This is a genomic window from Thiobacillus sp. 65-1402 (assembly GCF_001897685.1).
GTDB lineage: Bacteria > Pseudomonadota > Gammaproteobacteria > Burkholderiales > Thiobacillaceae > Thiobacillus.
On the sequence record NZ_MKUG01000102.1, the window covers coordinates 40304 to 65502 of the forward strand.

24 protein-coding genes are annotated in these 25199 nt (G+C 65.8%); 13 read left to right on the forward strand and 11 right to left on the reverse strand.

The genetic code is table 11. The features are described from left to right. The first annotated feature begins 24 nt into the window (after nt 1-24). On the forward strand, nt 25-1227 hold the full coding sequence (locus BGO62_RS08495) for a 6-carboxytetrahydropterin synthase (RefSeq protein WP_296641276.1): 1203 nt from the start codon (nt 25-27) through the stop codon (nt 1225-1227). On the opposite strand, the gene BGO62_RS08500 is transcribed toward BGO62_RS08495, so the two are convergent. After that, nucleotides 1136-1897 (reverse strand): HisA/HisF-related TIM barrel protein, encoded by a 762-nt coding sequence (locus tag BGO62_RS08500; RefSeq protein WP_296641278.1) that lies wholly within the window; start codon nt 1895-1897, stop codon nt 1136-1138. The two genes, BGO62_RS08495 and BGO62_RS08500, sit on opposite strands and share 92 nt — an antisense overlap. On the opposite strand from BGO62_RS08500, the gene BGO62_RS08505 reads away from it, so the two are divergent. The 7 genes from BGO62_RS08505 (at nt 1896) to hflX (ending at nt 9535) form a co-directional block, all read left to right on the forward strand. Continuing rightward, a complete protein-coding gene (locus BGO62_RS08505; protein ID WP_296641281.1) occupies nt 1896-2870 on the forward strand; it encodes an ATP-grasp domain-containing protein in 975 nt (324 codons plus the stop codon). The two genes, BGO62_RS08500 and BGO62_RS08505, sit on opposite strands and share 2 nt — an antisense overlap. After that, nucleotides 2854-3918 (forward strand): hydantoinase/oxoprolinase family protein, encoded by a 1065-nt coding sequence (locus tag BGO62_RS08510; protein ID WP_296641284.1) that lies wholly within the window; start codon nt 2854-2856, stop codon nt 3916-3918. Before BGO62_RS08505 ends, BGO62_RS08510 begins: the two co-directional genes overlap by 17 nt. Beyond that, a complete protein-coding gene (pabB, locus tag BGO62_RS08515; protein WP_296641286.1) occupies nt 3909-5333 on the forward strand; it encodes an aminodeoxychorismate synthase component I in 1425 nt (474 codons plus the stop codon). Before BGO62_RS08510 ends, pabB begins: the two co-directional genes overlap by 10 nt. Continuing rightward, nucleotides 5318-5950: an aspartate/glutamate/uridylate kinase gene (locus BGO62_RS08520; protein WP_296641288.1), complete on the forward strand. Its 633-nt coding sequence runs from the start codon at nt 5318-5320 to the stop codon at nt 5948-5950. Before pabB ends, BGO62_RS08520 begins: the two co-directional genes overlap by 16 nt. Nucleotides 5951-6094: 144 nt before the next feature. Then, the gene (locus tag BGO62_RS08525; RefSeq protein ID WP_296641290.1) at nt 6095-6679 is read left to right on the forward strand and encodes a TlpA disulfide reductase family protein; all 585 of its coding nucleotides are present in this window, start codon (nt 6095-6097) and stop codon (nt 6677-6679) included. 44 nt (nt 6680-6723) lie between these two features. Beyond that, on the forward strand, nt 6724-8079 hold the full coding sequence (locus tag BGO62_RS08530) for an aminotransferase class V-fold PLP-dependent enzyme (protein ID WP_296641293.1): 1356 nt from the start codon (nt 6724-6726) through the stop codon (nt 8077-8079). A gap of 61 nt (nt 8080-8140) precedes the next feature. After that, entirely contained in the window at nt 8141-9535 is a 1395-nt protein-coding gene (gene hflX, locus BGO62_RS08535) for a GTPase HflX (protein WP_296641295.1), read from the forward strand. A 147-nt stretch (nt 9536-9682) separates the two neighbouring features. Here the strand turns inward: hflX and BGO62_RS08540 are convergent, their stop codons facing one another. The 6 genes from BGO62_RS08540 to BGO62_RS08565 are packed head-to-tail and all read right to left on the reverse strand — an operon-like array spanning nt 9683 to nt 15306. After that, nucleotides 9683-10378, reverse strand: a complete 696-nt coding sequence (locus BGO62_RS08540; protein ID WP_296641297.1) for a (5-formylfuran-3-yl)methyl phosphate synthase — start codon at nt 10376-10378, stop codon at nt 9683-9685. Further along, on the reverse strand, nt 10375-10938 hold the full coding sequence (locus BGO62_RS08545; RefSeq protein WP_296641299.1) for a DUF447 domain-containing protein: 564 nt from the start codon (nt 10936-10938) through the stop codon (nt 10375-10377). Before BGO62_RS08545 ends, BGO62_RS08540 begins: the two co-directional genes overlap by 4 nt. Beyond that, nucleotides 10935-12335, reverse strand: coding sequence for a DUF6513 domain-containing protein (locus BGO62_RS08550; protein ID WP_296641301.1), 1401 nt, complete (start codon nt 12333-12335; stop codon nt 10935-10937). Before BGO62_RS08550 ends, BGO62_RS08545 begins: the two co-directional genes overlap by 4 nt. Next, nucleotides 12311-12868, reverse strand: a complete 558-nt coding sequence (locus BGO62_RS08555) for a flavoprotein (RefSeq protein ID WP_296641304.1) — start codon at nt 12866-12868, stop codon at nt 12311-12313. Before BGO62_RS08555 ends, BGO62_RS08550 begins: the two co-directional genes overlap by 25 nt. Next, nucleotides 12861-13361: a 6-carboxytetrahydropterin synthase gene (locus BGO62_RS08560; RefSeq protein WP_296641306.1), complete on the reverse strand. Its 501-nt coding sequence runs from the start codon at nt 13359-13361 to the stop codon at nt 12861-12863. The genes BGO62_RS08555 and BGO62_RS08560 overlap by 8 nt, the downstream gene beginning before the upstream one ends. A 1-nt stretch (nt 13362) precedes the next feature. Beyond that, nucleotides 13363-15306, reverse strand: a complete 1944-nt coding sequence (locus tag BGO62_RS08565) for a sigma-54-dependent Fis family transcriptional regulator (RefSeq protein WP_296641308.1) — start codon at nt 15304-15306, stop codon at nt 13363-13365. Nucleotides 15307-15626: 320 nt separating this feature from the next. Between BGO62_RS08565 and BGO62_RS08570 the strand changes: the two genes are divergently transcribed. The 5 genes from BGO62_RS08570 (at nt 15627) to BGO62_RS08590 (ending at nt 19145) form a co-directional block, all read left to right on the forward strand. After that, nucleotides 15627-16175: an SCO family protein gene (locus BGO62_RS08570; protein ID WP_296641310.1), complete on the forward strand. Its 549-nt coding sequence runs from the start codon at nt 15627-15629 to the stop codon at nt 16173-16175. A 100-nt stretch (nt 16176-16275) separates the two neighbouring features. Beyond that, entirely contained in the window at nt 16276-17058 is a 783-nt protein-coding gene (gene folE2, locus BGO62_RS08575) for a GTP cyclohydrolase FolE2 (RefSeq protein ID WP_296641405.1), read from the forward strand. Nucleotides 17059-17399: 341 nt separating this feature from the next. Then, nucleotides 17400-18425: a site-specific integrase gene (locus tag BGO62_RS08580; RefSeq protein WP_296641311.1), complete on the forward strand. Its 1026-nt coding sequence runs from the start codon at nt 17400-17402 to the stop codon at nt 18423-18425. Between the two features lie 146 nt (nt 18426-18571). Beyond that, nucleotides 18572-18853 (forward strand): type II toxin-antitoxin system RelB/DinJ family antitoxin, encoded by a 282-nt coding sequence (locus BGO62_RS08585; protein ID WP_296641313.1) that lies wholly within the window; start codon nt 18572-18574, stop codon nt 18851-18853. Beyond that, nucleotides 18825-19145: a type II toxin-antitoxin system YafQ family toxin gene (locus tag BGO62_RS08590; protein WP_296641315.1), complete on the forward strand. Its 321-nt coding sequence runs from the start codon at nt 18825-18827 to the stop codon at nt 19143-19145. Before BGO62_RS08585 ends, BGO62_RS08590 begins: the two co-directional genes overlap by 29 nt. A 203-nt stretch (nt 19146-19348) precedes the next feature. Here BGO62_RS08590 and BGO62_RS08595 read toward each other — a convergent pair whose 3' ends face one another. From BGO62_RS08595 to BGO62_RS08610, 4 genes are all read right to left on the reverse strand, one after another. Continuing rightward, nucleotides 19349-20209, reverse strand: coding sequence for a WYL domain-containing protein (locus BGO62_RS08595; protein ID WP_296641321.1), 861 nt, complete (start codon nt 20207-20209; stop codon nt 19349-19351). A gap of 351 nt (nt 20210-20560) precedes the next feature. After that, nucleotides 20561-21610: a DMT family transporter gene (locus BGO62_RS08600; protein WP_296641324.1), complete on the reverse strand. Its 1050-nt coding sequence runs from the start codon at nt 21608-21610 to the stop codon at nt 20561-20563. 25 nt (nt 21611-21635) lie between these two features. Beyond that, nucleotides 21636-22028, reverse strand: coding sequence for a hypothetical protein (locus BGO62_RS08605; protein ID WP_296641327.1), 393 nt, complete (start codon nt 22026-22028; stop codon nt 21636-21638). Nucleotides 22029-22054: 26 nt separating this feature from the next. Further along, entirely contained in the window at nt 22055-25198 is a 3144-nt protein-coding gene (locus tag BGO62_RS08610) for an efflux RND transporter permease subunit (protein WP_296641329.1), read from the reverse strand. Nucleotide 25199 lies beyond the last annotated feature (1 nt).

Sequence of the window (25199 nt, forward strand, 5' to 3'; positions counted from 1 at the left end):
TGCCTAGAGTGCGGAACCACGGTAATGGAACTCGACAACGAGCATCTGTTCGCCTGCTGCGGTCTCACCTTGCAGGAGTACGCCCTGCGCCACGCGCTGCCGCTCGACCTGTTGGTGACGCCGGACAGGATCGGGGCGGCGGATGCCGCTCCCCTTCCGCCCATGCCCGTCGCCGTGCCGGACGAAACCGCGCGCGCGGTTCTCGCCGGCCTGCGTCTGGCCGGCAAGGTCGACGACAGCGGCGCGCTGTGCCGGGTCGAGGGCGAGATCGCCTGGCTGGATCTGCTGTTCTGCGATCTGGCACAACTCGCGCCCTACGGTTTCCGCTTCCGCCAGGAATATCACTACGCGCCCGGTACCCACCGGGTCGTGGCGAAGAACCGTCTGGTAACGCAAAAACGCAATCTGGTCGGCCCCTGGCTACCCGCCAGGGTGCCCCCGCCGGAACGGCGTATGAAATACGCAACCTATCTGGCCCATGCCGGCGAATTGCATGCCGGCTACCTATTTCTCCCCTTCGCATCGCCCGACGATGCGGAGGATGCAGCCGAATATCTGGCGCGCGAGCTGGGCGTGGCCACCCGCGCCCTGAGCCACGACCTCGGCATCGGCGCGCCCCTGCTGCGCACGCTGACACGCGCCGACACCGCGCGCCTGCTCGACGGCCTGCAGGCCGAGCTGGAGGCGATGCCCGGCGTCTGGGCGCGCCTCCATCCGGATACTCCGGAAGTGACGGTAAGCAAGGAAGTGGTATTCGATTCCGCCCACTTCCTCACCGACCATCCCGCCAAGTGCAGCAACCTGCACGGCGGCCGCTACGTGCTGCATGTGAAGGTGCGTGGCCGAATCGATCCGATCACCGGCTGCGTGCTCGATTACGGCTACCTCAAGCGGGTGGTGAACGCCCGCGTGGTCGAACGCTTCGACCACCACACCCTGAACTACGCCGGCCCGGAGCTGGCCTGGCGCTCCACCACCGAACTCCTCAGCGTCTACATCTGGGAGCGCCTGATCGATTTCCTGCCCGAGCTGTGCGAGCTCACCCTCTACGAAACGCCGCAGTCATGGTGTCAATACGCCGGCCCCGATCTGGAAACCTGGCACAGCCAGGGCAGCCAGCCCCTGCTCGGCCGCTTTACCGATCCGGCTCTGGGGCGCTCGCCCTGGCGTCAGTGGTTGCGTTCCTGGGACGATCATCATGAAAAGCGGCGAGCTCGGCGCGACTGAGCGCACCATCGTGGAGAGCCGAGGCCAGCAGCACGCCGGCCATCCCGGCCCTGGCCAGCGCGGCGAGATCCGCCGCGTGGCGCACGCCGCCGGCCGCATACAGCCGGCAGGCCGGATTCAGGCGCCGCAATTGCGCCAGGCGTGCCAGGTCGGGGCCGGCGCCGGCCCCGACCCGCGCCAGCGTCATGGCGACCACATCGTCCGGCCAGCGCGCCGCATCGCGCAACAGATCGGCCGGTCCGAGAAAATCCTTGCCGCGGTAATCCAGCGACAACACGCTGCCATCGGGGTAATCGCCGCGTGCGGGCGCTTCAGCCAGGCTCTCGCTGCCCAGCACCGGCCGCCGCAAGCCGCCGCGTCGCCAGCTTGCGGCGGCAGCGACATCGGCAAAACCGGCATCGACCCACCATTCCAGAGCCGGATGGGCACGCTGCAGACTTTCCAGCGCGGCCCGGTGATCGCCCCGGCCGAGAATGGCATCCAGGTCGGCAATATAGAACCGGCGGAACGGATACAGCGCGAGCAACCCCTCCACCACGGCCTCGGGCCGGCTGGAGCCGCACAACACGGAGCGCAGCGGCCGGTATTCGTCACGCCGGCCGGCCCGCGCGCGTACCACCTGCCCGCCCATCAGGTCGAGCACGGGAATCAGGCTTAAGAAAGCGGTCATGAAGGTTTTCGTCTTCGAATTCGTCACCGGCGGCGGCTATGCCGGACAGGCGCTGCCCGACTTCCTGGGCGACGGCGAGTTGATGTGGCTGGCGCTGGTCGATGATCTCATCGCACTGCCGGGAATGGAAGTCCTGACCCTGCGCGATGCGCGCCTCGCCATGCCGGAACGGCCCGGCCTGACGGTCGTTGCCACCGATGCGGCACGCTTCCGCTTCGATTTCACGCGCTGCCTTGACGCAGCCGACGCGGCCTGGATGGTGGCACCGGAAAGCGACGGCCTGCTGGAATCCCTCAACCGGCAGGTCGAGGCCGCCGGCAAACGGCTGCTGGGCTGCCGGCCGGACGCGGTGCGCCTCGCCGCCAGCAAGCACGCCACCGCCGCCCGCCTGGCCGGGGCCGGGGTGGCGACGGTACCCACCTTCGCCACCCCCGACCTGCTGACGGGCGCCGTGGTGGCCAAGCCCGACGACGGTATCGGCTGCGAGGACACCCTGCTGTTTGCCGATGCCGCCGCTGCGCAGGCCTGGCATGACACCCATCCCTGCGCGGTGCATGTGTTTCAGCCTTACGTCGCAGGCGCGAGCCTGTCGCTCTCCCTGCTGTGCTGCGACGGACAGGCACAACTGCTGAGCGTGAACCGCCAGCATGTCGGACTGGCTGGCGACCGCTTTGAATTCCATGGCGTGACCGTCAATGCGCTGGACGACGGCGATGGACGTTACGCCGCACTGGCCGCACGGGTGGCAGCCGCGATCCCCGGCCTGTGGGGCTATGTCGGCGTCGACCTGATCGCCGGCGCTTTCGGCCCGATGGTGCTGGAGGTGAATCCGCGCGCGACCGTTTCCTACGCCGGCCTGCACACGGCGCTCGACTGCAACCCGGCGCAACGCGTGCTCGCGCTGCCGGAGATGCGTGCCTGCCGCGGCCTGCGCCCCATCACCCTGGAGACGGCCCATGCCTGCGCCGACTGACATCACGATCGGCTGGGACGTCGGCGGTGCGCACCTGAAGGCCGCACGCATCGAGGCCGACGGCCGCGTCTCGATGGTCTGGCAGGAGCCGTGTCCGCTCTGGCGCGGCCTGGAGCATCTGCACGCGTCCCTCGACCGGGTCCTGGCCGGGAATGCCGCGTGGCCAGATTCTCCGCTCCGCCACGCCGTCACCATGAGCGGCGAGATGACCGACCTGTTCGCCACCCGCAGGGACGGCGTGCATGCCCTGGTCGAACTGCTGTGCCAGCGCCTCGGCAGCGGCGGCGTCCGCTTCTATGCCGGCGCCGAGGGCTGGCTCGATGGCGCTTCCGCGCGCCTGCACCCCTACCAGGTCGCCTCGGCCAACTGGCGCGCCACCGCCGATCTGGTGGCAGTGCGCCTGGGCGAGGCGCTGCTGGTGGATATCGGCAGCACCACCACCGACATCGTCCCGCTGCGCGGCCACAAGGTGGCCACCGCCAGTGCCAGCGACAGCGACCGCCTGGCGGCCGGCGAACTGGTCTATACCGGCATCGCGCGAACCCCGCTCATGGCCATGAGCGCGGAAGCGCCGGTGGCGGGACGCTGGCTGCCGCTCATGGCAGAACACTTCGCCACCAGCGCGGACGTCCATCGGGTGCTCGGCTGGCTGCCCGACGGCGCCGATCTGCACGACAGCGCCGATGGCGGTCCCAAGACCGTCGCGGCCAGCCGTGCCCGGCTGGCGCGCATGGTCGGACGCGATGCCGGCGACCTGTCCGATGCGGCCTGGGCGGAACTGGCCGCCTGGTTCGCCGACGCACAACTGGAACGCATCGGCCGCGCCATCCGGCAAGTGCTGTCACGCGTACCGATCGACCCGCATGCCCCCCTGGTGATGGCGGGCGCCGGCACTTTCCTCGGCCCGCGCCTGGCGGCAAGGAGCGGACGCCCGGTGCTGAACTTCTCGCAGCTGCCGGTAGCCGGCTCGCTGGTCGAGCACATCGACTGGTGCGCGCCGGCCGTGGCTGCGGGCCTGCTGCTGGCTGGAGAAAAATCATGCTGCTGACTGCCCTTCCCTACCGCGCGGACAGCGCCGAGCTGTTCGAAGCCATCGCCGACGAACCGTGGGCGGTGTTTCTCGACAGCGGCCGGCCGCGCAGCACCGCCGGACGCATCGACATCCTCGCCGCCCGCCCGAGCGCCACGCTGGTCACCCGTGGCGGCATGAGCGAGATACGCCGCCACGACGGCACCGGCCCGCCCGTCAGCCTCTCCCCCGACGATCCGTTCGACCTGCTGCGCCAGGCCCTCGCTGCCGACGGCCTGCCTGGCCCGCTGCCGTTCACTGGCGGCGCCATCGGCTACTTCGGCTACGACCTCGCGCGCCGCATCGAACGCCTGCCGCGCCTCGCGCACGACGCCGAAGCCATTCCCGATATGGCAGTCGGCATCTACGACTGGGCCGTCGTGGTCGATCACGAGCAGCGCGCAAGCTGGCTGGTCGGCGCCGGGCGCGACCCCCGCACCGCAGCCACCTGGGATCGGCTGGCCACCCTGTTCGGCAACGCCCCCGGCGCTGCCGCAGCGGCGCAGCGGCGCCCGTTCCGGGTGGGCACGGTGAGCTGCAATTTCACCCGCGACGCCTACCGCCGGGCCTTCAGCCAGATCCAGCGCTACATCGCCGCCGGCGACTGCTACCAGGTCAACCTCGCGCAACGCTTCGCCGCGCCCGCCACCGGCGATCCATGGCTCGGCTACCAGGCCCTGCGCCGGCTCAACCCGGCACCGTATTCGGCCTACCTCAACCTGCCCGACGTCCGCATCCTGTCATCGTCGCCGGAACGCTTCCTGGAAGTGAAACAGGGACACGTCGAGACCAAACCGATCAAGGGCACGCGCCCGCGCGCCGCTGCGCCCGAGGCGGATTCGATGCTGGCGCGGGAATTGCGCGACAGCCTGAAGGACCGCGCCGAGAACCTGATGATCGTGGACCTCCTGCGCAACGACCTCGGCAAGGTATGCGCGCCGGGCTCGGTGGCGGTGCCGCGCCTGTTCGAGATCGAGAGCTTCGCGACGGTGCACCATCTGGTGAGCACGGTGACCGGGCGTCTTGCCGGGAACGTGGATGCGGCGGCGCTGCTGCGCGCGTCGTTCCCGGGCGGCTCGATCACCGGGGCGCCGAAGCTGCGCGCCATGCAGATCATCGAGGAACTGGAGCCGGACCGGCGCGGCGTGTATTGCGGAGCAGTGGGCTGGCTTGGGTTCAACGGCAACATGGACAGCAACATCGCGATCCGCACCCTGGTCCTGGCGCGCGACACGCTGCGCTTCTGGGCCGGCGGCGGCATCGTCGCCGACTCGAAAGCCGACGAGGAGTATCAGGAATGCCTCGACAAGGCGGCTGCCATGCTCCGGCTGGTGTGCGAATCAGGCGGCGGAATGGCCGCCACGCAAGCGGAGGAACAATGCTCCGAGTCGTGAAACTGGGCGGCAGTCTGCACGATTCGCCGTGGCTCACCAGCTGGCTCGACGCACTGGCGCAGGCCGGCGGCCGCGTCGTGCTGGTACCCGGCGGCGGTCCGTTCGCCGACGCGGTGCGTGCGGCGCAGCGGCGCTGCCATTTCAGCGATGCCGCGGCGCATCGCCTGAGCCTGCTCGCCATGGAGCAATACGGCCTGATGCTGTGCGACCTGGAGCCGGGCCTGCTCCCCGCCGCCACGCCCCAGGTGATCACTGACGCCATCGCGCATGGCCGCACGCCGGTCTGGCTGCCTTCTAGCATGTGTCTGGGCGCGTCCGACATCCCGGAAAGCTGGTCGGTGACCTCCGACAGCCTGGCGGTCTGGCTCGCGCACCACCTCGGCGCAGAAGCGCTGGCGCTGATCAAGCACGGCGAGAGCGACGCCGGCGATATCCGGGCGCTGGCCGATGCCGGCCTGGTCGACAGCGCCTTTCCCGGTTTCGCGGCCCGCTACGCCAAACCGATCCACATCCTCAGCCACTGCGCCCCCGCCACCCTGGACGACTGGCTGGCCTGGCCGATGGCGGCCCCCGTTTCGTCGAGAGAAGCGCACGACGCCTGCAGGCATGGGCAGTAAAGCGGATCGGACATTGCCGCCAGCGGCCAGCCGCATCACCGCCCGATGCGCAGACAGGAAGCGGATGGTGCGGCGCGACGCCAAAAAGCAGGAACGAGAGAAAGTCCGATGAACCCCATGAATGAATCAACCCAGCCTGCCCCCATGAAAACAAACCCTGTCCGTACTGTCCGCGAAGGCGACCATAACCTTGCGGGCTGGAGCGTAAACCTGCTGGGCGCGCTGCTGCTGGCGCTCGGCGCATCCTCGCCCGCCGCCGGCCTGCCTCCCCTGTCCCACAGCCTGACCGCGACAGCGGCAAAAAACCCCGCCCCGGCACTGAATCTGCGGGATCTCGATGGCCAGCCCCACGACCTGGCGGCGCTCAAGGGCAAGGTCGTTCTGGTCAACTTCTGGGCCACCTGGTGCCCGCCCTGCCGCCGCGAAATGCCGTCGATGGAACGCCTGGCGCAAAAGCTGCGCGGGGATAATTTCGTCGTTCTGGCAGTGGACGTGGGCGAGGACGCCGACACCGTCCATGCCTTCAGCAGCCGGATGGAAACTCCCCCCTCCTTTCCGATCCTGCTCGACCCCCATGGCAGGACCATGCAGGCGTGGGGGGTGGCCGGCTTGCCGACCACCTATCTGATCGACCGGCAGGGCCGCATCGTTGCCGGCGCAATCGGCGGACGTGAATTCGACCACCCGGAAATCGAACGGGCGGTGCGCGACCTGCTCAAGCGCGACTGAGCGGACGGCGGCCAAGTGTCACGCCCACAGACGAGGCCTCAATCATGACATCCCGACGGAAAGCGGAACTCGAACTGCTCGACGAGGCCCTGGCAATCCTCGACGCCGGCTTCGCCAGCCTGCCGGACGCCCGTCCCGGCGCTCTCCCCGCCGGCCTGCGCGAAGCCCTGCTCGCAGCGGCAGAGCGCCTGCGCGATACCGCCCCCTATCATCACCCGCTCTACCTGGGGCACATGCAGAAGCCGCCTCATCCTGCCGCCCGGCTGGCCTACTCCCTGAGCCTCGGCCTCAACCCCAACAATCACGCCTATGACGGCGGCCGCGCCAGCTCGCGCATGGAACAGGAGGCGGTAGCCCGGATCGCAGCCATGTTCGGTTGGGACACCCACCTCGGGCACCTGTGCGGCGGCGGCACGCTGGCCAACTTCGAGGCGCTCTGGGTAGCGCGGGAACTCGGCCACGGCCGGGGCATCGCCGCCTCGGTCCAGGCCCATTACAGCCACGCGCGGCTGGCGGGCGTGCTGGGCGTGCCATTCCACCCGATTGCGGCGGATCGCCTGGGGCGCATGGACATCGCAGCCCTGGAGCGCGCGCTGGCCAAGGGCACGGTGGGAACCGTGGTGGCCACCCTGGGCACCACAGCCACCGGCGCCGTGGACCCGCTTCACGACATCCTGGCCCTGCGCCGGCGCCACGCCTTCCGCCTGCATGTGGATGCCGCCTACGGCGGCTATTTCACCCTCGCGGCCAACCTCGGCGACGATGCCCGACGCGCCTTCGACGCCCTGTCCCAAGCCGATTCCATAGCCGTGGACCCTCACAAGCACGGCCTGCAGCCCTACGGCTGCGGCTGCATCCTGTTCCGCGACCCGCATGTCCGGCAGGTCTACCGGCATGACTCGCCGTATACCTACCTGGACAGCGCCGATCCACACCTGGGGGAAATCTCCCTGGAATGCTCGCGCCCCGGCGCCGCCGCCGTGGCCTTGTGGACCACCCTGCGGCTGCTGCCCCTGGTTCGCGGCGGCGAATTCGCCCACGGGCTGGAAGCCGGCCGCAACGCCGCCCTGGCGCTACACCAGGCGCTGGCGCAAGATGAACGCTTCGTCCCGCTGTCGCCGCCACAGCTCGACGTCGTCGTCTGGGCCGTACGCGCCGACAGCGCCAGTCTGGCCTCGGCCAGGACGCGCCAGGTTTTTCAGGCCGCCCGGGAACGCGACCTGCATCTGGCCATGGTCACCATGCCCAGGGCCATGCTGGAGCCGTTCAAGCCAGTGCGTGCCTGGGATGCGGACACGATCACCTGCCTGCGCGCCTGCGTGATGAAACCGGAACACGGGGCGTGGCTGAAAGAAATCCTCGAACGGCTGGACGGGGCAGCCGGGAAATATCTGGCGTGAAAGGATGATTACATTGGCGGATAATGCCCGGCTTCGCCCAACCGACAGAAGCCCGCACCGCATGCAAAAAGAAGCCAAAGAAAAACCCCGGTACGCCGTCGTGGCGTCGGTGCAGCTGCCAGGGGTGAGCGACGTTGAATTCGAGGCGTCGCTGACCGAACTGCGCGAGCTGGCGAAAACACTGGGGTTCACGGTCACCCGCACGTTCACGCAAAAGCGTTCCGGCTTCGACTCGACGGCTTATCTGGGCGTCGGCAAGCGGCAGGAGATACGCCGCTTCGTGAACATCGAACCGGGCGACGCAAGCGAACCCGACCGCGCACCGCAGAACCCCCTGCATCGTCTCTCCACGTTCGTCGAGGGCCTGGACGACGCGGTCTCGGCCGAGCCGATCGACGTCATCTTCGTCGACCACGAAATCTCGCCGTCGCAGGCGCGCAACCTCGAAAACGAGGTCGGCTGCCAGGTGATGGATCGCACCATGGTCATACTCGAAATCTTCCACCGCAACGCGCGCTCCCCTGCTGCGCGCGCGCAGGTGGAGATCGCGCGTCTGGGCTACCTGGCGCCGCGCCTGCGCGAGGCGGCGAAACTCGCGGGACCGCAAGGGCGGCAGCGCAGCGGCGTCGGCGGGCGCGGCGCCGGCGAGTCGCACACCGAACTGGACAAGCGCAAGATCCGCGACCGCATCGCCGAACTGCAACAGGAAATCGCCGCGATGGACGTCGAGCGCAAGACGCAGCGCGCGCGCCGGCAGGCGCACCAGGGGCTCGCCAGCGTGGCGCTGGTGGGCTACACCAACGCGGGAAAATCCACCCTGATGCGCGCCCTCACCGGCAGCGAGGTGCTGGTCGCCAACAAGCTCTTCGCCACGCTCGACACCACCGTGCGCAGCCTCTACCCCGAGAGCATCCCGCACGTGCTGGTCAGCGACACGGTCGGCTTCATCAAGAACCTGCCGCACGGGCTGGTCGCGTCGTTCAAGTCGACGCTCGAAGAGGCGCTCGATGCGTCGCTGCTGCTGCATGTCGTCGACGCCAGCGACCCCGGCTTCGAGCGGCAGATCGAAACCACCGAACACGTGCTGAACGAGATCGATGCGCAGAACGTGCCGCGCCTGCGCATTTTCAACAAGATTGACCACGTCGGCGACGCCACGGCGCAAGCCGAACGCGAAGCCGCGCTACGCGCCGCCTACCCCGGCTGCATCGTGATGAGCGCGCGCCGTCCCGGCGACGTGGCGCAACTGCACCAGGCGATCGTTGCGTTTTTCCAGCGGGATCTGGTCGAGGCCGAGCTTTTTCTTCCCTGGTCGGCACAGCAACTGCGCGGGGAGATATTCGCGCGCTGCGCGGTGCTGGAGGAGCGCGCCGACGACGCAGGTGCGTTCTTCCGCGTCCGCGCCGAGCAGACAACCCTGGATAGCCTGCGCGAGCGGCTCGGCCAGGCGCGATGAGCCGGTCCATTGCCGCGGCCGGACACCAGTTCGGTTCGATATTTCCATAAGCAGCCGTTCACTGCGGGCATTCGCGGTGCTCAGCCTGAGCGCCCGCCGCCGAACGATGCTTCAGCAACCAGAGGCCGCAGCCATCGCCTGCGGCGATTACGCTCCCTGCACCGTCTCCCGCCCCATTGCCTCACTGAGCGCCGCCAGGGCGCCCGGATCCAGCGCCCAGGTGCGGGCGTGATTGCGGCAGAGGGCGCCGCGAAATCCCAGATAGTCCGCGCCGATCGGCGCGAGGACGGGAATGTCGGCCAGCCTGAGCGAGCCGGCCAGGCCGCTGAGCAGTCCCGGCTTTTTCGCCTGCGCCACGAACTGCGCCAGGCGCGCCACCGGCTGATGGGCCAGCAGGCTGCCGCCGGCCTTGTCCGCCGTGTCGAGCATGACGCCCGTGAAATCCCGTTCGGCGAGCCGCTCGATCAGGCTGAAATCCGGCTCGCGGTCGGCGAACAGCACGGCCACCAGGCGGTGGCGGCTGGCGAGCGGCGCCAGCGCATCCAGGCAATCGGCCAGCGCGGGCGACGGTAACAGGCCGATCTTGACGAAGTCGATGCCGGTGGCGGCCATGGCGGCAACGGCGTCCGCCACCGCTGCGGGGTCCATGTCCGGGAAATCGCCGATGGTGGCGCTGACCGGGACGCGCCCGCCCACCGCCGCGGCGATGGCGCGCACGGTGTCGTGCGGCAGTGCGCCAAGCGCACCGGCATGCGGGTTCTTGGCATCGACGATGGCGGCGCCGGCGGCCAGCACCTGGCGCGCCTCGGCGGCATCGGTGATGCTGGCGAGCCAGGCGGTCATGCCGCTTCCCGGTGCGCCGCGATCTTCTCCCTGAGCCAGCCCCACGCTTCCAGCTCGCGCGGCCCGGCGGTCTTGTCGATGGCGATGGCGAGGTAGTCCATTTCCCGCTGCACCTTGTCGGCAGGCAGCATGTTCAGGCGGCTGACCAGGATGCACGCTTCGATGACGGCGGCCTGGGCGCGATTGTGGCCGGGAAACGGCGCGTGGTTGCGGGCGAGCAGTTCGCGGCACAGAAAGCGCGGCCGCAGCGGATCTTCCTCGATGCGCGCCACTTCCAGCTCGATGTGGCTGAGAGCGCTTTCCAGGCGGCCGCAGGCGATGCGTTCGCATGGCATGAGCGGCCAGTCGCGCCGCCCGGTGAGGCAGCCGGCGAACACACGCGTGTCGTCGGTGTGGCTCAGGGCGGCCAGGCCGGTGGCGCGCAGGTTGTCCAGGGTGCGCGAGGGATGAAACGGCGCCAGCACGACGAACTCGCCTTCGCGCCGAAAACCCAGCGGGGCGATGTGGGTGGTGCCGTCGGACGTGGCGCTGGTGAGGATGGCTTCGAAGATCAGGCTCATGGCAATGCTCTCGTTGTATCGGCGCGGGTCGGCCCAGGGGCGCACTGCTGGCTCATGTCTTCGGCCGGGCGCGGCTGCATGCAGCCCCAGGCCAGCTGCTCGTCCTGGCTGTAGCGCTTGCCGAGCTGCCAGGCGATCTGGGCGCGGGCGAGCTCGACGCCCAGGTAGAAGGCGTGGCCGCCGTCGTGTTCAAGCTTGAGATGCGGCCAGAGCTGGAAGGGATCGGTGGCGGTATGCAGGCCGTCGCGGTTGTATATGTGCATGCCCGCCTGGCTGATCTGGATGCGGAAGCTGGGATCCTTCACCGCCGCAGCCATGGCGTCGATCTCGTCCGGGCCATAGGGGAATGGCTTGCGGTGGCGCAGCCCCAGGAGGTCGTCGGAAAAGTCGCAGGGCAGGCTTTGCGCCTCGCGGGCGGCGAACATGATGCGCCGGGCAGCATCGATCTCCCGCACCGCACTCTTGCAGTGGGGGCTGACCTGGGTGGTGAGCAGGGCCCGGATGTCGAGCTCGGCCATGATCCCCAGCAGCAGGGCATGGATGCCGGCGGTGTCGGCATCGGTAAGCTCGGAGACGTTGCCGGTGCCCATGAGGATTTCCGCCTGGGGCATGCGCCGGCGCAGTTCGTGGTAGCGCGCCAGCGATGACGCGAAACCGAACGGCAGCGGGTCGAGGATGGGGTCGGCGAGGTAAGGCCTGCCGCGCGCCTCCAGCCGTTGCATGGCGCCGACCAGGTCGTCGAGGTCGCCGTGGCGGGCAGGGATCAGCACCGGGACGGAGGCAACCTCGTCGGCCAGGTGCAGGGTCTCGGAACTGAGCGACAACAGGTAATCGGCGCCGGCGCGGCCGCCGCGCAACAGTTCGTCGGTATCCAGCGAATCCACGCTGACCCGGTGGCCGGCGGCCTTGAGTGCGCGCACGGTCTCTTCCAGATGCGGGAACGGCGTCTGCGGCAGCCCGCCGATGTCGATCACGTCGGCGCCGTCGGCGGCATAGGCGGCGGCCTGGGCCAGAATGGCCTCGATGCCCATGCGCGGTGCATCCACCAGTTCGGCGAACAGGACGACATCGTGGCGCGAGAGGTCCGGTGCGCGGCGTTTACGGCCAAAAAATCCGGGCAGGTCCATGAGTTCGTCGGGGCCGCGTTCGACGGGGATGCCAAAATGCGCGGACAGTGCGGCCAGGTCGCCGCGGCAGCGGCCGGGCACCAGAATGCGGTCGGCCCGGCCGGTGTCGGTGAGGCGGCGACGGATCATGTCGGCGGTCATCAAGGCCGCCACCTGCACGCCCAGTACCTGCACCTCCCAGGTGAAGCCGGCATCGCCCAGGTCGCCGAGCACGCGCCGGAGCTGCGATTCGGCCAGGCGGCCAGTCAGGAAAAGGATGTGTTCAGGCATGCCAGGCGCTGCTCGATGGCCGCCTTGAGTGCGGCGACGCTCTCCGTCACGAGGGTATCGGGAAAACACTTCAGGCGCCGCGTGTTTTCCAGATCGATGGGGCGCGGGTAGACCGTCACGGTACGGTCGGGTGCCTCGGTGATCATGGCCGGCTCGGTGTCGCAGGCGAACACGATGCTGGGAATGCGGCACTTGCCGGCCTGCGCGTAGAGGTTGGTCACCAGCGTGTCGGAAATGCCGGCGACACACTTGGCCACGGTGTTGGAGGTGGCCGGGCCGATGATCAGCGTATGGTAGTGGCCGCTGTAGAGAAAGCCCACCGGCACGCTGCTGGCGGTGTGGTCCTGGTAGACGCGGTGTTTTCCGCGCAGCGATTTGAGCGGGATGCCGTACATGCTCAGCACCTCGACGGCAGCGCGTGTCACGAATATATCCACGTCGGGCAGGCGATCGATCAGCTCCAGGCATTCGCGCAGATAATGGCCGGAGCCGGTCAGCCCCCAGGCGATGCGGGGCGTTTTCGGTTCAGTCATGACGCGGGTGGTGGCGTGATATCCCCCACTGGCGGTCGGCTTCCTCGACGCCGACTTCCAGCAGTTGCACGCCGGCCGTCAGATTCTCGCGGCGCAGGGCCTCCACCAGCCGCTCACCGATGTGGAAGGCAAGCAGTTCCGCCGTGACGTTGGCGATGGGCAGCACGACGCAGCCTTCCTTTTCCACCCAGAAGCGTTTGCCGAAGCTTTCCGCCTTGATCAGGCCGTCTTCCTCGGCCAGCTTCACCACCGGGCTGGTGCCGGGCAGGATGACCCGGTCGGAAAGCTCCTGGCAGATGCCGCGGGCCAGACGGGTCAGGGCGACGAAATCCAGCACATAGCCCTCGCCGCTGTCGCCACCGTGGGCAGCCACCCGGGCATGGAAGTTATGGCCGTGCAGGTTTTCGCACACCTTGCCATAGGTGATGAAGTGGGCGGAGTTGAAGCCCAGGTCGGCAGGCTCGACCCAGGTGACGAAGGGCGCGGACGGCAATTCATTCCTCCTTGTTGATGCGGATATTGAGATTTTTCATCTTGCGGTACAGCGTGTTGCGGCTGATGTCGAGATGGCGGGCAGCCAGGGTAACGTTCCAGCGGAACTTCTCCAGGTTGTGCAGGATAGCGTCGCGCTCCGCCGTTTCCAGCGACGACAGGGGCGCCGCCTCCGTGGCGCATTCCGCGTGCTGTGCACCCGGCGTCAGCCGGCTGATTTCCTCGAGCAGGTCATAGACCGTGATCTCCCTGCCCTCGCGCATCGCCAGCGCAGTGCGCAGGACGTTGCGCAACTGCCGGATATTGCCCGGCCAGGAATAGGCTTCCAGCTGGCGCAGCGCCCCCTCGCTGAGAACGGCCTCTTCTCTGGCGCCGCACTCCATGGCAAGAACGTGGCGGATCAGCTCGCGTTTGTCCTGGCGCTCGCGCAATGGCGGCAGGGTCAGGGTGATGCCTTGCAGTCGGTAGTACAGGTCTTCGCGGAAGCGGCCCTCGGCAACCAGTTCCTTGAGGTTGCGGTGGGTGGCGCTGATCAGCTTGAGGTCCACCTTGATCGGGATTTCCCCGCCCAGCGGGATGACCTCGCGCTCTTCCAGTACGCGCAGCAGGCGAGCCTGCAACATGACCGGCATATCACCGATCTCGTCCAGGAACAGCGTGCCGCCATTGGCCTGGAGTATCTTGCCGCGCCGTCCTTCGCGGTTGGCGCCGGTGAAGGCGCCCGACTTGTAGCCGAACAATTCGCTTTCGATCAGGGTTTCCGGAATCGACGCGCAGTTCACTGCGACGAAAGGCCGGTTTACGCCCGCCTGCGCGTAATGGATCGCCTGGGCAAAGATTTCCTTGCCGGTGCCGGTCTCGCCGGACAGCAGGATGGGAATGTCGTGGTCCTGTACGCGTTTGGCACAGCGCACGTTGTATTCCATGGTCGGATCGCCGAACTGCAGCTCCTCCAGGTGCACGACCTTGGGGTTGCCCGGCACCGCGACCGCAGGCGCGGCACGGCGCGCGGGCGCAGCCGCCGACGGGCCTTGCTGTTCCGGCGGGCGCATCAGGCCGAAGAAACGATTGCCTTGACGGGCTTCGTAGAGCGGAACCGGGTTGAGCCAGCTCAGATTCTTGTGGCCGATCAACGCGGCCATGCCGGTATTGAACAGGTCGCGCAACTGCAGGCCGACCATGTCGGCCGGTTTCTTGTAGCCGAACTGGAACAGCGCACTGCGGTTGGCGGCGAGGATGCGACCTTCCTCGTCCAGCGCCAGGACGCCTTCCCACAACGTACCGATGAGTTCGGGGCGGCTATGGAAACGAAGCGCATACTGGTCGCGGAAACGGCAGAGGAATGCACGGTTCTCGATGATCTGCGCCGACATGTTGACCAGCACCAGCGTGTGCTGCTGCGCCATGTGGGAGAAACTGGAAGCATCCAGAACCGCGAGCAGGCCGCCCTCGGAGTCGAAAATGGGCGCGGCCGAACAGGTCAGGCCGATGTTGCGCGACAGGAAATGTTCATTGTGGTGGACCAGGATCGGACGCTGCTCGATGGCGCAGGTGCCCATGCCATTGGTTCCCTGGTGGCGCTCGCTCCACAGGGCGCCTTCCACCATGCCGCACTCGGCGGCAGTCTTGGTGAACGTCGGGTCGCCCAGAAAATCCAGCACCACGCCTTCACGGTCGGTCAGCAGCACCGAAAAACCGGAACCAGCCAGCTGCTGATAAAGCGTCGCCATTTCGCCCTGGGCAATGGCACGCAAGCGCTCCAGCGGCTCCTGGCGTTCCTTGAGTTCGCGACTGTCGAGAACCACGACCGGCTCATCCCTCACCGGATCGAGGCCGAAGTCGTGGGCGCATCGGTTCCATGAGCGCGCGATCGCCGGCACCACTTCCACCGGTTCCATCGCCCCCCCCAACCCCACCACCGCGTTTACCTGACGGGCATGTTCCAAGATTTCTTGCCTCTCCATCACTCTCATCCTCACGAAAGCAATATCCACGCCAAACCATTAACAACGACTCTGGATGTTTATTGTTCTTAAGGCGCAGCAGATTAAGGCTCCCTACCTTGGTATTGAATATACCCGAGCCGACGAAGGGCGCGGGACAAATTGTCACGTAATCGGGACACCCAGCATGACAACGCCCGGCATTCCTTTTATCGGGCACGGCACACCCCGGCGGCAACTCCGGCCGTGGCTCCGGCACCCCGGCATCTTCATGGCATGTCTCCTGCTTGACGCTTCCCATCTTCATTCCGCAAAGGAACGATATGTTGGAGGCGCTGCGTATTTTGCTGGTCTGGCTTGCCTTGTGCCTGGCTGGCCCGTCATGGGCAACGACGACGCTGGGGGGCGATTTCATGCTGCGCACTACCAGCGGGGAGCCGGTTTCGCTGTCGTCCCTGCAGGGCAAGGTCGTGCTGCTGTATTTCGGCTTTACCTACTGTCCGGAGATGTGTCCCGCCGAACTGCTCCAGTTCCAGCAACTGCTCGCTCAGTTGCCGCCCGAGAAACGCCACCTGGTGCAGCCCATTTTCATCAGCGTCGACCCGCAGCGCGACACCCCGGACGTGCTCGACCCCTACATCAAGCACTTCGGCGGGGGAATCCTGGCCCTGACCGGTAGCGAACAGGAACTGCGCAAGGTGGCCGACCAGTATGGCGCCCAGTTCCGCTACGTGCCGACCGGATCGAGCTACACCGTTGATCACACGGTCAACACCTACCTGATCGACACCGGCGGCAAGTTGGTGAAAATCATTCCCTATGGCACGCCCGGACCGGAAGTGCTGAAACAGGTTTCCAGATTCCTGCCGTAATGGCTCCGTTTACAGAAAGCCACCCATGATTACTTGCGATACCGTCTGCGAAGCCGAACTGCCCCGTACCGCCGCGCGCCCGGGCGGCACGGCCGCTTCCATGCCCGATGTCCAGAATACGCCCGACGCACGCCGGATCGCCATCGACAAGGTTGGCATCAAGGCGGTCCGCCATCCCGTCAAGGTCCTGGACAAGACCGGCGGCGTGCAGCACACCATCGCCCTGTTCAACATGTACGTGCATCTGCCGCATCACTTCAAGGGCACCCACATGTCCCGCTTCCTCGAGATCCTCAATGGCTACGAGCGGGAAATATCGGTGGTGTCCTTCGAACACATGCTGCGCCAGATGGTGGAACGGCTGGAAGCCCGTTCCGGCCACGTCGAAATGAGCTTTCCCTACTTCATCAACAAGAAGGCACCGGTATCGGGTGTCGAGAGCCTGCTCGATTACGACGTGACCTTCGTAGGCGAAATCCGCGACGGGCGCTACCTTCAGAGCATGAAGGTCGTCATCCCGGTCACCAGCCTGTGCCCATGCTCCAAGCAGATTTCGCGCTACGGCGCGCACAACCAGCGCTCGCACGTGACCTTGACGGTGCGCACCAACAGTTTCATCTGGATCGAGGATGTCGTACGCGTCGCCGAGGACAACGCGTCAAGCCAGCTCTACGGCCTGCTCAAGCGGCCGGACGAGAAGTACGTCACCGAACACGCCTACGACAATCCCAAATTCGTCGAAGACATGGTGCGCGATGTGGCGGCGGCGCTGGATGCGGATAGGCGCATCGATTCGTACGTAGTCGAGTCGGAGAACTTCGAGTCCATCCACAACCACTCGGCCTACGCCTTGATCGAACGCAACAAGGCCGCAGCAGCCTGAAATGCACGGCCTGCGCCGACCTATTGGGAGACAGGCGCCCAATTCAGGCCCGGGCGGGAAGTCTGGAGGAAGCTGCTGAGCAGATACAGCAATGCCGTCGGCATTGCGCTACGGCCAGCCATTCGACGCCGGCATCCGTATGCTGCACACGGGGATACGCCGACACTTGGCAACTGGCGGAGAGGGGGGGATTCGAACCCCCGTCAGGATATTATCCTGAACACGCTTTCCAGGCGAGTTATTTATGAGCATCATACCCCAATATTGACGTCACATTCAAGCTGATTAACACCATTTGAATTTGCTTTCGGGCACAATTCGGGCACACTTGGAACGAAATCATGGCAACACTCCGACAACGTGAAAGTGGTTACTGGCAAGCAATCGTAAGAAGACGAGGGCGCCCCCAGGAATCCAGAACCTTTGCCACAAAGTCCGAGGCGCGCGAATGGGCGCGCCAGGTCGAAGCACTGATGGATAAAGGTGTATTTCAGTCTTCCAGCGAAGCCGAGCGGACAACATTTTCCGAAATCATCGACCGCTTCATCAAAGAATTTGCGCCTGCCCATTACCGCCTGCGGGAGGATAGCAAAGAAGCCTGGCGATTCCAATGCGCGCGCCTGAGAGAAATTTTAGGGCCTTATTCCCTCGCCGCTATCGATCAGAAGCTCGTTGCTCGCTTTCGAGACGAACGGCTGAACCCTCCCCCTTCCAGCAACCGCAAAGGCGTAGGTGAAAGTACGGTCCGCAAAGAGTTGTATCTGCTCTCCAAGGTGCTGGGGTTTGCCGAAACCGAGTGTGGAATCCTGCTTCCACGAGGCAATCCGATTGCCCGGATCAGAAAGCCCAGCGAATCGAAACCTCGTGACCGTCGCCTCACGCCTGAAGAGTGGGACAGACTCGCTTTGCAATGTCAGCGCAGCAGAAACCAGCTGCTCTACCCTGCCCTGACGCTGGCCGTCGAGACTGCAATGCGGCAAGGCGAACTGCTTGCCCTACGCTGGGAAAACATCGATTTCAGCCGACGTATAGCAATGCTGCTACAAACCAAGAATGGCGAAGTTCGCGCCGCCCCGCTTTCGAGCCGCGCAATTGATACGCTGAAAAGCCTACCGCGACAAATCTCCGGGGTTGTCCTCCCGGTTGAACGGATGACCCTACACCACGCCTTCAATGCGGCCTGCATACGCGCCGAATTGGAAAACTACACGTGGCACGACTTGCGCCACGAAGCCCTCTCCCGCCTTGCGGAACGTGGGGACTTCTCGGTGCTTGAACTGGCTGCGGTCAGCGGTCACAAAACCCTGCAAATGCTTAAGCGCTATACACACTTTCAGGCCGAACGGCTCGCAGCAAAACTTGGGTAAGGCGCTGCGCGGTCCGACCACTGAAGTACTCAGCTCCAGATTGCAGATTCGAATCAATATTGAGCGGGAATGATCCTAGCCTGACCAGGCATTGACTGTATCTCAAATGAGATACACAATAGGCAAACTCATAGGAGGGTCTAACCATGTCCGCACACACTTCGATGCTTCACGTCCGGGTGGACGATGAAACAAAGGCGCAAGCAACTGAAACACTTGCTGCGATGGGCATGTCGGTATCCGATGCTGTCCGCCTTTTTTTACGCCGCGTGGTCGTCGATCAGACATTCCCGCTCGAACTCAAGGTTCCGAACGCTGAGACGCTGGCGGCCATGGAAGAGTCTCGCGCAATGATGGCCGCTCGCCGCACCCGCTTTGCCACCGCTGACGCGCTGTTCGATGACCTCGAAAAAAACAGCCGCAAGTAAGCGTGCCTCGCTGCCGCGTGCATCGGATTACACCAAGTCTTTCCTTAAAGACTGGGAGCGCCTTTCTCGCTCGGGGCGCTACGACATGCATCGACTCAAGGAGGCCATGATGTTGCTGATTGCCAGCGATGCGCCCCTTGGCGCCGAATGGCTCGATCACCCACTCAAAGGTGAGTGGGTCGATCACCGGGAATGCCATATCGGCGGCGATTTCCTGCTGATCTATCAGCTTGATGGAAATGCCATCAACTTTGTGCGGACAGGCACTCACGCAGAGCTGTTTAACCAATGACACGACGGACAGTCCACTTCCTGATCTGAGCAGACAATTAGGCGGAAGTGCACGACAGGATCAACTTGGGATAATCATGTTCGACCTAAGCAGATGGTTGAGTGGTGTCTATCAGTTCGTGCGAGTATTCGACATGAGGTGACACTCGCATCGGTCTTGTATCTCCCTCTCGAAAAGAAGGGATGCGGCACCACCACCAATCCCTAGCGGCAGAAAACCCACGGAGCCACCTCCTCTATATTTTCAACCGCAATCTGATAGTCCGGCGCCCGCTGAATTTCCGTGTCGATCGCCGCCCGAACGTCCTGGATGAAGTAAGAAACCAGCGCCGCGCGGCAGGTTTCCACACGGCTTGCAGTCCCGTTGAAAAATTCGGTCTGGATCACCCTGGCCTGTTCGGGAGAGAGTTCAGGGTGGGCAACCAGCCGCACCTTGACCTTGGTGTTCCAGTCGGGGTCATCGAATCGGGTGCGATCCGAAGGACGCGTCAAGGGTTTCACCTCGAGGATCCGCCCCAGTGCGTAATCCCGGAATTCCTGATTGGTTTCACTGTAGGCGCGCACATGCCACCTGCGGCCGGCGAGAACCAGGCTGTGCGGATAGATCGTGCGGCGATGCGGAGCCGGTTCGCTCATCGACATGTATTCGATTTCGACGGCTTTTGCCTGTCTGATCGCATTTCCGAGGCTGGCGAATGTCTTGGGTGCCGGGGCGGTGATGCTTGGCGTCGCCGACCAGGCCACCGAACTGCCATCTTCCATGGCCGACGCATAGGGAAGCCCGACCATGGACAGGTAACGGGAAAGCGATTCGGAAATGTCTGCCTGAGAGGCCTTGGTGTACCGCTTGTAGAAATCTGGCGTAGCGAAGTAGCTCCTGGACTTGCTGTCCCATTGCATCCAGGTTGGGTTCAGGTCGCGGATTTCCTTGATCCATTGGCTGGCCCGAGGCAAACCAATGCCAAACAGCTCGCATACCCGCGAACGGTAAATACGCCCTTCCCAAACCAGCAAAAGCTCCATAAGGGTAAGGCGTTGTTGCGGGCTGTCGTTCCGTTGGTCCATGTACATTTCCGTATGTTATAGAAAAATATAACATATAAATTCTTATAACATTGACCTTGCAGCAAAAAACCCCTGGCCAGCCAACACTGTAACCAGGGGGTTGCCCCAGCATGCGTTCCGTGGGCCCGCTTCGTGCGACCGCTTTGGCCAAAGAAGCGACGGAGGGAGGCTCTCTCAGACAGGCGGGTCGTCGGCCTGAGCGGACCATTAGGTACGCCGTCGCTTCAGTCCGCTGCTCGACCCTAAGCAGACGCTCCGAATGAAAGACGCGAGGGATCGGTATGCGGCCAGAGCAGATGGTGGCGTTCTGCGCACCTAAGCCACATTTCTCTTGGCTCCATCAGTCTGGGGTCAATGCCCATGGCGGTGATGGATGTCCGGAAAGTGGGGATGTTTGTGGGTTAAGACCGCATGCCTGTGCTGATGGCTGTGCGGCTCGGTGCCATTCCAGTCGAAATCGTGCTCATGTTGGTGATGCGCGTCGTGAACATGCGGATGGGTGTGTTCGAGCGGCTCATGCGTGTGCACATGCTCGTGATGCTCGGTCAGATGCAGCCAAACCCCAATCCCCATCAGGAGGGCGGCGACCCAGAACGGCGCAGGCGTCGCTTCGCCCAACAGCAGGATGGCGATGGCGGCACCGATGAAGGGTGCCGTGGAGAAATAAGCGCCGGTGCGGGCCGTGCCCAAACTCCGCAGTGCCCGCACAAAGAGAACCAGACTCAGGCCATAGCCCAGCAGACCCACTGCCATGGCTGCGCCCGCGGTGGACCAGGCGGGTAAGGATGCGCCCAACAACAAGGCGAGGCCAGTGTTGACGACGCCTGCCGTCCAGCCCTTTGCCCCGGCGATGAACAGGGCATCCGAGCCGGAAACCCGGCGCGTCAGGTTGTTGTCGATGGCCCAGCACAAGCACGCGGCGGCGATGGCCAGGGGACCGATCCAGTCCGGGGGCTCGCTGCTGGTGCCGGGCCAGGCGAGCACTGCCCCGCCCGCGACGATGAGCAGCATGCCGAGCACGATGCGGCGGTCGGCGTTTTCCTTGAAGATCACCCAAGCCAGCACTGCCGTAAGCACCGCCTCCAGATTGAGCATGAGGGAGGCGACGCCCGCATCGGTATGGGTGAGGCCGAACACCAGCAGCACCGGCCCCAGCAACCCGCCGAAGACGATGGCACCCGCAAGCCAGCGCCATTCCCCGGGTGCCAGCCCGCTCGGTTTCCAGCCGCGATCCCGCAGCAGGCGGATCGCAGCCAGCCCGAGTCCGCTGCCCAGGTAAAGCAGCCCGGCCAGCAGCAGGGTCGGCAGCTCGCCCACCAGCAGCTTGACCAGCGGCGTGCTCCCGCCGAACAGGGCGGCCGCAGCCAGGGCTGGCCAGATGGCGGAGCGTGGATTGCTCACGGGAAACGAGGCTGGCGCATCCGGCTTATTTCAGATTGAAGGTCGCCTTCGCCGGGGTTTTCCCAGGCAGGGTCGTCGTGAGCACCACTCGCACTCCGACGCCGACCTTGAAGTTGCCCTTGGCGACCATACGGTTCTCGCCGGCCGGCTCCAGCTTGACCGTGGTCTTGTCGTTGCCGGCGTAGATCACGGCCTCCGCCTGGGCGCCCTGGGTCGGGACCGGTTTGCCGTGATCGCTGACATAAAGGGTAAGGCTGTCGGGTTTGGCGACCAGTTCATAGGCCACGTTGTGGAGTTCGCGCACCACGCCGCCGTATTTCGGCCCGTGGTCGTGGCCTGCGCCGGCGAAGACGGGGGCGGCATTCAGCGCGGCAGCAAGACCGGCGGCGGCACACAGCGAGAGGATGGAAGATTTCATGCTTGACTCCTTATCAGTTGAGAAATTCAGACGAGGTTGGTGCCATCAATGGCGCGCCGGTCAGGTGTGCCGCCATTTTCCAGCAGCTGGTGGATCGCGCCGAAGCGCAGGTAAAGCGCGGGCACGACGATCATGTTCAGCACCGTCGAGCTCAACAGGCCGCACAGGATGACCACCGCCATCGGCGCCTGGATCTCGCTGCCCGGCTGGCCGGCGGCGAGCGCCAGCGGCACCAGCGCGAGGCCGGCGGCGAGCGCGGTCATCAGGATCGGCACCAGCCGTTCCTCGGCGCCGCGCTTCACCGCTTCCGCCGCGTTTGTCACGCCCTCGTGCTCCACCAGGTGGTGGATGTGCGAGATCATCATCACCCCGTTGCGGGTGGCGATGCCGAACAGCGTGATGAAGCCGATGATCGACGCCACCGACAGCACGCCGCCGGCGGCGAACACGCCGATCACCCCGCCGATCATGGCGAGCGGCAGGTTGAGCATGACCAGCAGCGCGTCGCGCGCGGTGCGGAAGGCGATGAACAGCAGCAGGAAAATGCCCACCGTCACCGCCACCCCCAGTAGCAGCAGCGTGCGCGAGGCCGCCTCGGCGCTTTCGAACTGGCCACCGTATTCGATGTGGTAGCCGGCGGGCAGCGTGACCCCCGCCGCCACCGCCTTGCGAATGTCGGCCACCACGCTGGCCAGATCGCGCCCGGCGACGTTGGCCATCACCACCATCTTGCGCTGCACGTTCTCGCGGCTGATCGAGTAGGGCGCGCGGTCGTTGCGGATGTCGGCCAGCGCCGACAGCGGCAGGCGCGCGCCGTCGGCGGTGGTGACGAGGGTGGCGCGCACCGCGTCGATGCTGGCGCGCGTCGACGGGTCGAAGCGCAGCACCAGGTCGAAGCTCGCCTGCCCCTGCTGCACGCGGTCGACCGGCATTCCGGAGAACGCGGTCTCGATCGCCTCCGATACCTCGCGCATCGACAGGCCGTGCTGCGCCAGCGCGGCGCGGTCGAAGCGGATGGTGAGGAAGGGAATGTCGGTCTGCTGCTCGTCGGTGACGTCGACCGCGCCGGGGATCTCCTGCACGACGGACTTCACGCTTTCCGTCAGCCGGCGCAGTTCGCCGAGGTCCGGCCCGAAGATCTTCACCGCGATGTTCGAGCGGCTGCCCGACAGCATGTGGTCGATGCGATGCGAGATCGGCTGGCCGACGACGATTTGGGTGCCGGGCACGCTGGCAAAGTCGGCGCGCAGCGCGGCGAGGAAGTCTTCCTTGCTGCGTTCGCCCATCTTCAGCGTGACCTCCATTTCCGAGGCCGACACGTCCATGGCGTGCGGATCGCCCTCGGCACGGCCGGTGCGGCGGGCGGTGGCGACCACCTCGGGGTGCGACAGCAGGATGTTCTCCACCATGCGTCCGAGGCGGTCGGACTCTTCCAGCGAGGTGCCGGGCAAGGTCGCCATGCCGACGGTGAGCGTGCCTTCATTGAAGTCGGGCAGGAAGGCGCGGCCGGCGAATCCGAGCGCGACAAGGGCGACGGCCAGCGTCGCCACGCTGACCCCGGCTACGGCCTTCCAGCGCGTCAGCGTCGCGTCAAGCACTCGCCGATAGCCTGCCTTGAGGCCGTGGATGAAGCGCGGCTCGATACTCTCGCGCACGGTCTTCGAATTCGGTAGCAAGAGCGCCGCCAGCACCGGCGTCACCGTGATCGCCACCGCGAGCGAGGCGGCCAGCGACACCACGTAGGCGAGGCCCAGCGGTGCCATCAGGCGTCCCTCGACGCCGGAGAGGAAGAACAGCGGCAGGAACACCAGCATGATGATGAGCGTGGCGAAGACGATGGAGCCCTGGATCTCGCGCGTGGCCTCGTACACCAGATGCAGCATGTTGACCTGCTGCTCGGCGGGCCTGGCGCGGTTCTCGCGCAGGCGGCGCACGATGTTCTCGACCACGATGATCGCGTCGTCGACCAGCGCGCCCAGCGCGATCGCCATGCCGCCGAGCGTCATGGTGTTGATCGTCGCGCCCAGTGCCTTCATCGACAGGACCGCCGCCACCAGTGACAGCGGGATGGCGACGAGGCTGATTGCGGTCGCCCGCGCCGACAGCAGGAAGGCGAACACGATGGCCACCACCAGCACCGCGCCCTCGACCAGCGCCTTCATCAGGTTGTCGATGGAGACGCGGATGAAGTCGGCCTGGCGGAAGATGTGGCGCTCGATCTTCATGCCCTTCGGCAGCCTGGCCTGGATTTCTTCCAGCGTGGCGTCAAGGCGGTCGGTCAGCTCCAGCGTGTTGGCGCCGGGCTGCTTCTGGATGCCCAGCACCACCGCCGGCTTGCCATTGTGCGAACCGACACCTCGCGTGGGCGCAGGGCCGATGGCGACCTCAGCAATGTGGCGCACCAGCACCGGTTGGCCGGCCTGCCGGGTGACAACGATGTCGCCGATGTCGGCCAGCGTCGCGATACGGCCCAGACCCTGGATCAGGTATTCCTGCCCGCCCTCGACCATGAAGCCGGCCGAGGTGTTCTGGTTAGCAGAGCGCAGCGCGTCGGCGACCTGGTCGACGGTGAGGCCGTAGGCCGCCAGCCGCTCGGGATTCAGCGTCACCTGGAACTGCTGGGTGTCGCCGCCGATGGGCAGCACCTCGGCCACGCCGGGCACTGCCAGCACGCGCCGCTTGATCACCTGCTCGGCGGTGTTTTTCAGCGTCATGCCGTCGTGCTTGTCGGAAGCGAGGGCGATGAACAGGATCTCACCCATGATCGAGGCAGCCGGTGCCATGGCGGGCGCCGGGATGTCCTCAGGCAGCGAGGCGCGCGCCAGTTGCAGGCGCTCGGCCACCACCTGGCGGGCCTTGTAGAGATCGGTGCCCCACTCGAACTCGACCGTCACGACCGACAGGCCGATCTTGGTGCTTGATCTCACCCGGCGCACGTCGGGCGCGCCGTTCAGCGCAGTCTCGATGGGAAAGGTGACGAGGTTCTCGACGTCGGTCGGCGCCATGCCGCGCGCCTCGGTGACCACGGTCACGCTCGGCGCGGTGAGGTCGGGGAAGACGTCGACCGGTGTCTTGGCCGCCTGCCAGCCGCCCCAGGCCAGGATTAAAACCCCGGCCAAGACGACGAAAAGCTTGTTACGCAGCGACCACGCAATGATGTGTCCGATCATG

Excerpts from the sequence above, each read along its gene's own strand:
- BGO62_RS08505 (WP_296641281.1), top strand. The coding sequence starts at position 1,896 with ATGAAGGTTTTCGTCTTCGAATTCGTCACCGGCGGCGGCTATGCCGGA.
- BGO62_RS08510 (WP_296641284.1), top strand. The coding sequence starts at position 2,854 with ATGCCTGCGCCGACTGACATCACGATCGGCTGGGACGTCGGCGGTGCG.
- BGO62_RS08590 (WP_296641315.1), top strand. The coding sequence starts at position 18,825 with ATGACCTCGAAAAAAACAGCCGCAAGTAAGCGTGCCTCGCTGCCGCGT.
- BGO62_RS08580 (WP_296641311.1), top strand. The coding sequence starts at position 17,400 with ATGGCAACACTCCGACAACGTGAAAGTGGTTACTGGCAAGCAATCGTA.
- BGO62_RS08550 (WP_296641301.1), bottom strand. The coding sequence starts at position 12,335 with ATGCCTGAACACATCCTTTTCCTGACTGGCCGCCTGGCCGAATCGCAG.
- BGO62_RS08585 (WP_296641313.1), top strand. The coding sequence starts at position 18,572 with ATGTCCGCACACACTTCGATGCTTCACGTCCGGGTGGACGATGAAACA.
- BGO62_RS08520 (WP_296641288.1), top strand. The coding sequence starts at position 5,318 with ATGCTCCGAGTCGTGAAACTGGGCGGCAGTCTGCACGATTCGCCGTGG.
- pabB (WP_296641286.1), top strand. The coding sequence starts at position 3,909 with ATGCTGCTGACTGCCCTTCCCTACCGCGCGGACAGCGCCGAGCTGTTC.
- folE2 (WP_296641405.1), top strand. The coding sequence starts at position 16,276 with ATGCCCGATGTCCAGAATACGCCCGACGCACGCCGGATCGCCATCGAC.
- BGO62_RS08555 (WP_296641304.1), bottom strand. The coding sequence starts at position 12,868 with ATGACTGAACCGAAAACGCCCCGCATCGCCTGGGGGCTGACCGGCTCC.
- BGO62_RS08500 (WP_296641278.1), bottom strand. The coding sequence starts at position 1,897 with ATGACCGCTTTCTTAAGCCTGATTCCCGTGCTCGACCTGATGGGCGGG.
- hflX (WP_296641295.1), top strand. The coding sequence starts at position 8,141 with ATGCAAAAAGAAGCCAAAGAAAAACCCCGGTACGCCGTCGTGGCGTCG.
- BGO62_RS08605 (WP_296641327.1), bottom strand. The coding sequence starts at position 22,028 with ATGAAATCTTCCATCCTCTCGCTGTGTGCCGCCGCCGGTCTTGCTGCC.
- BGO62_RS08495 (WP_296641276.1), top strand. The coding sequence starts at position 25 with ATGGAACTCGACAACGAGCATCTGTTCGCCTGCTGCGGTCTCACCTTG.
- BGO62_RS08610 (WP_296641329.1), bottom strand. The coding sequence starts at position 25,198 with ATGATCGGACACATCATTGCGTGGTCGCTGCGTAACAAGCTTTTCGTC.
- BGO62_RS08525 (WP_296641290.1), top strand. The coding sequence starts at position 6,095 with ATGAAAACAAACCCTGTCCGTACTGTCCGCGAAGGCGACCATAACCTT.
- BGO62_RS08595 (WP_296641321.1), bottom strand. The coding sequence starts at position 20,209 with ATGGACCAACGGAACGACAGCCCGCAACAACGCCTTACCCTTATGGAG.
- BGO62_RS08530 (WP_296641293.1), top strand. The coding sequence starts at position 6,724 with ATGACATCCCGACGGAAAGCGGAACTCGAACTGCTCGACGAGGCCCTG.
- BGO62_RS08545 (WP_296641299.1), bottom strand. The coding sequence starts at position 10,938 with ATGAGCCTGATCTTCGAAGCCATCCTCACCAGCGCCACGTCCGACGGC.
- BGO62_RS08570 (WP_296641310.1), top strand. The coding sequence starts at position 15,627 with ATGTTGGAGGCGCTGCGTATTTTGCTGGTCTGGCTTGCCTTGTGCCTG.
- BGO62_RS08540 (WP_296641297.1), bottom strand. The coding sequence starts at position 10,378 with ATGACCGCCTGGCTCGCCAGCATCACCGATGCCGCCGAGGCGCGCCAG.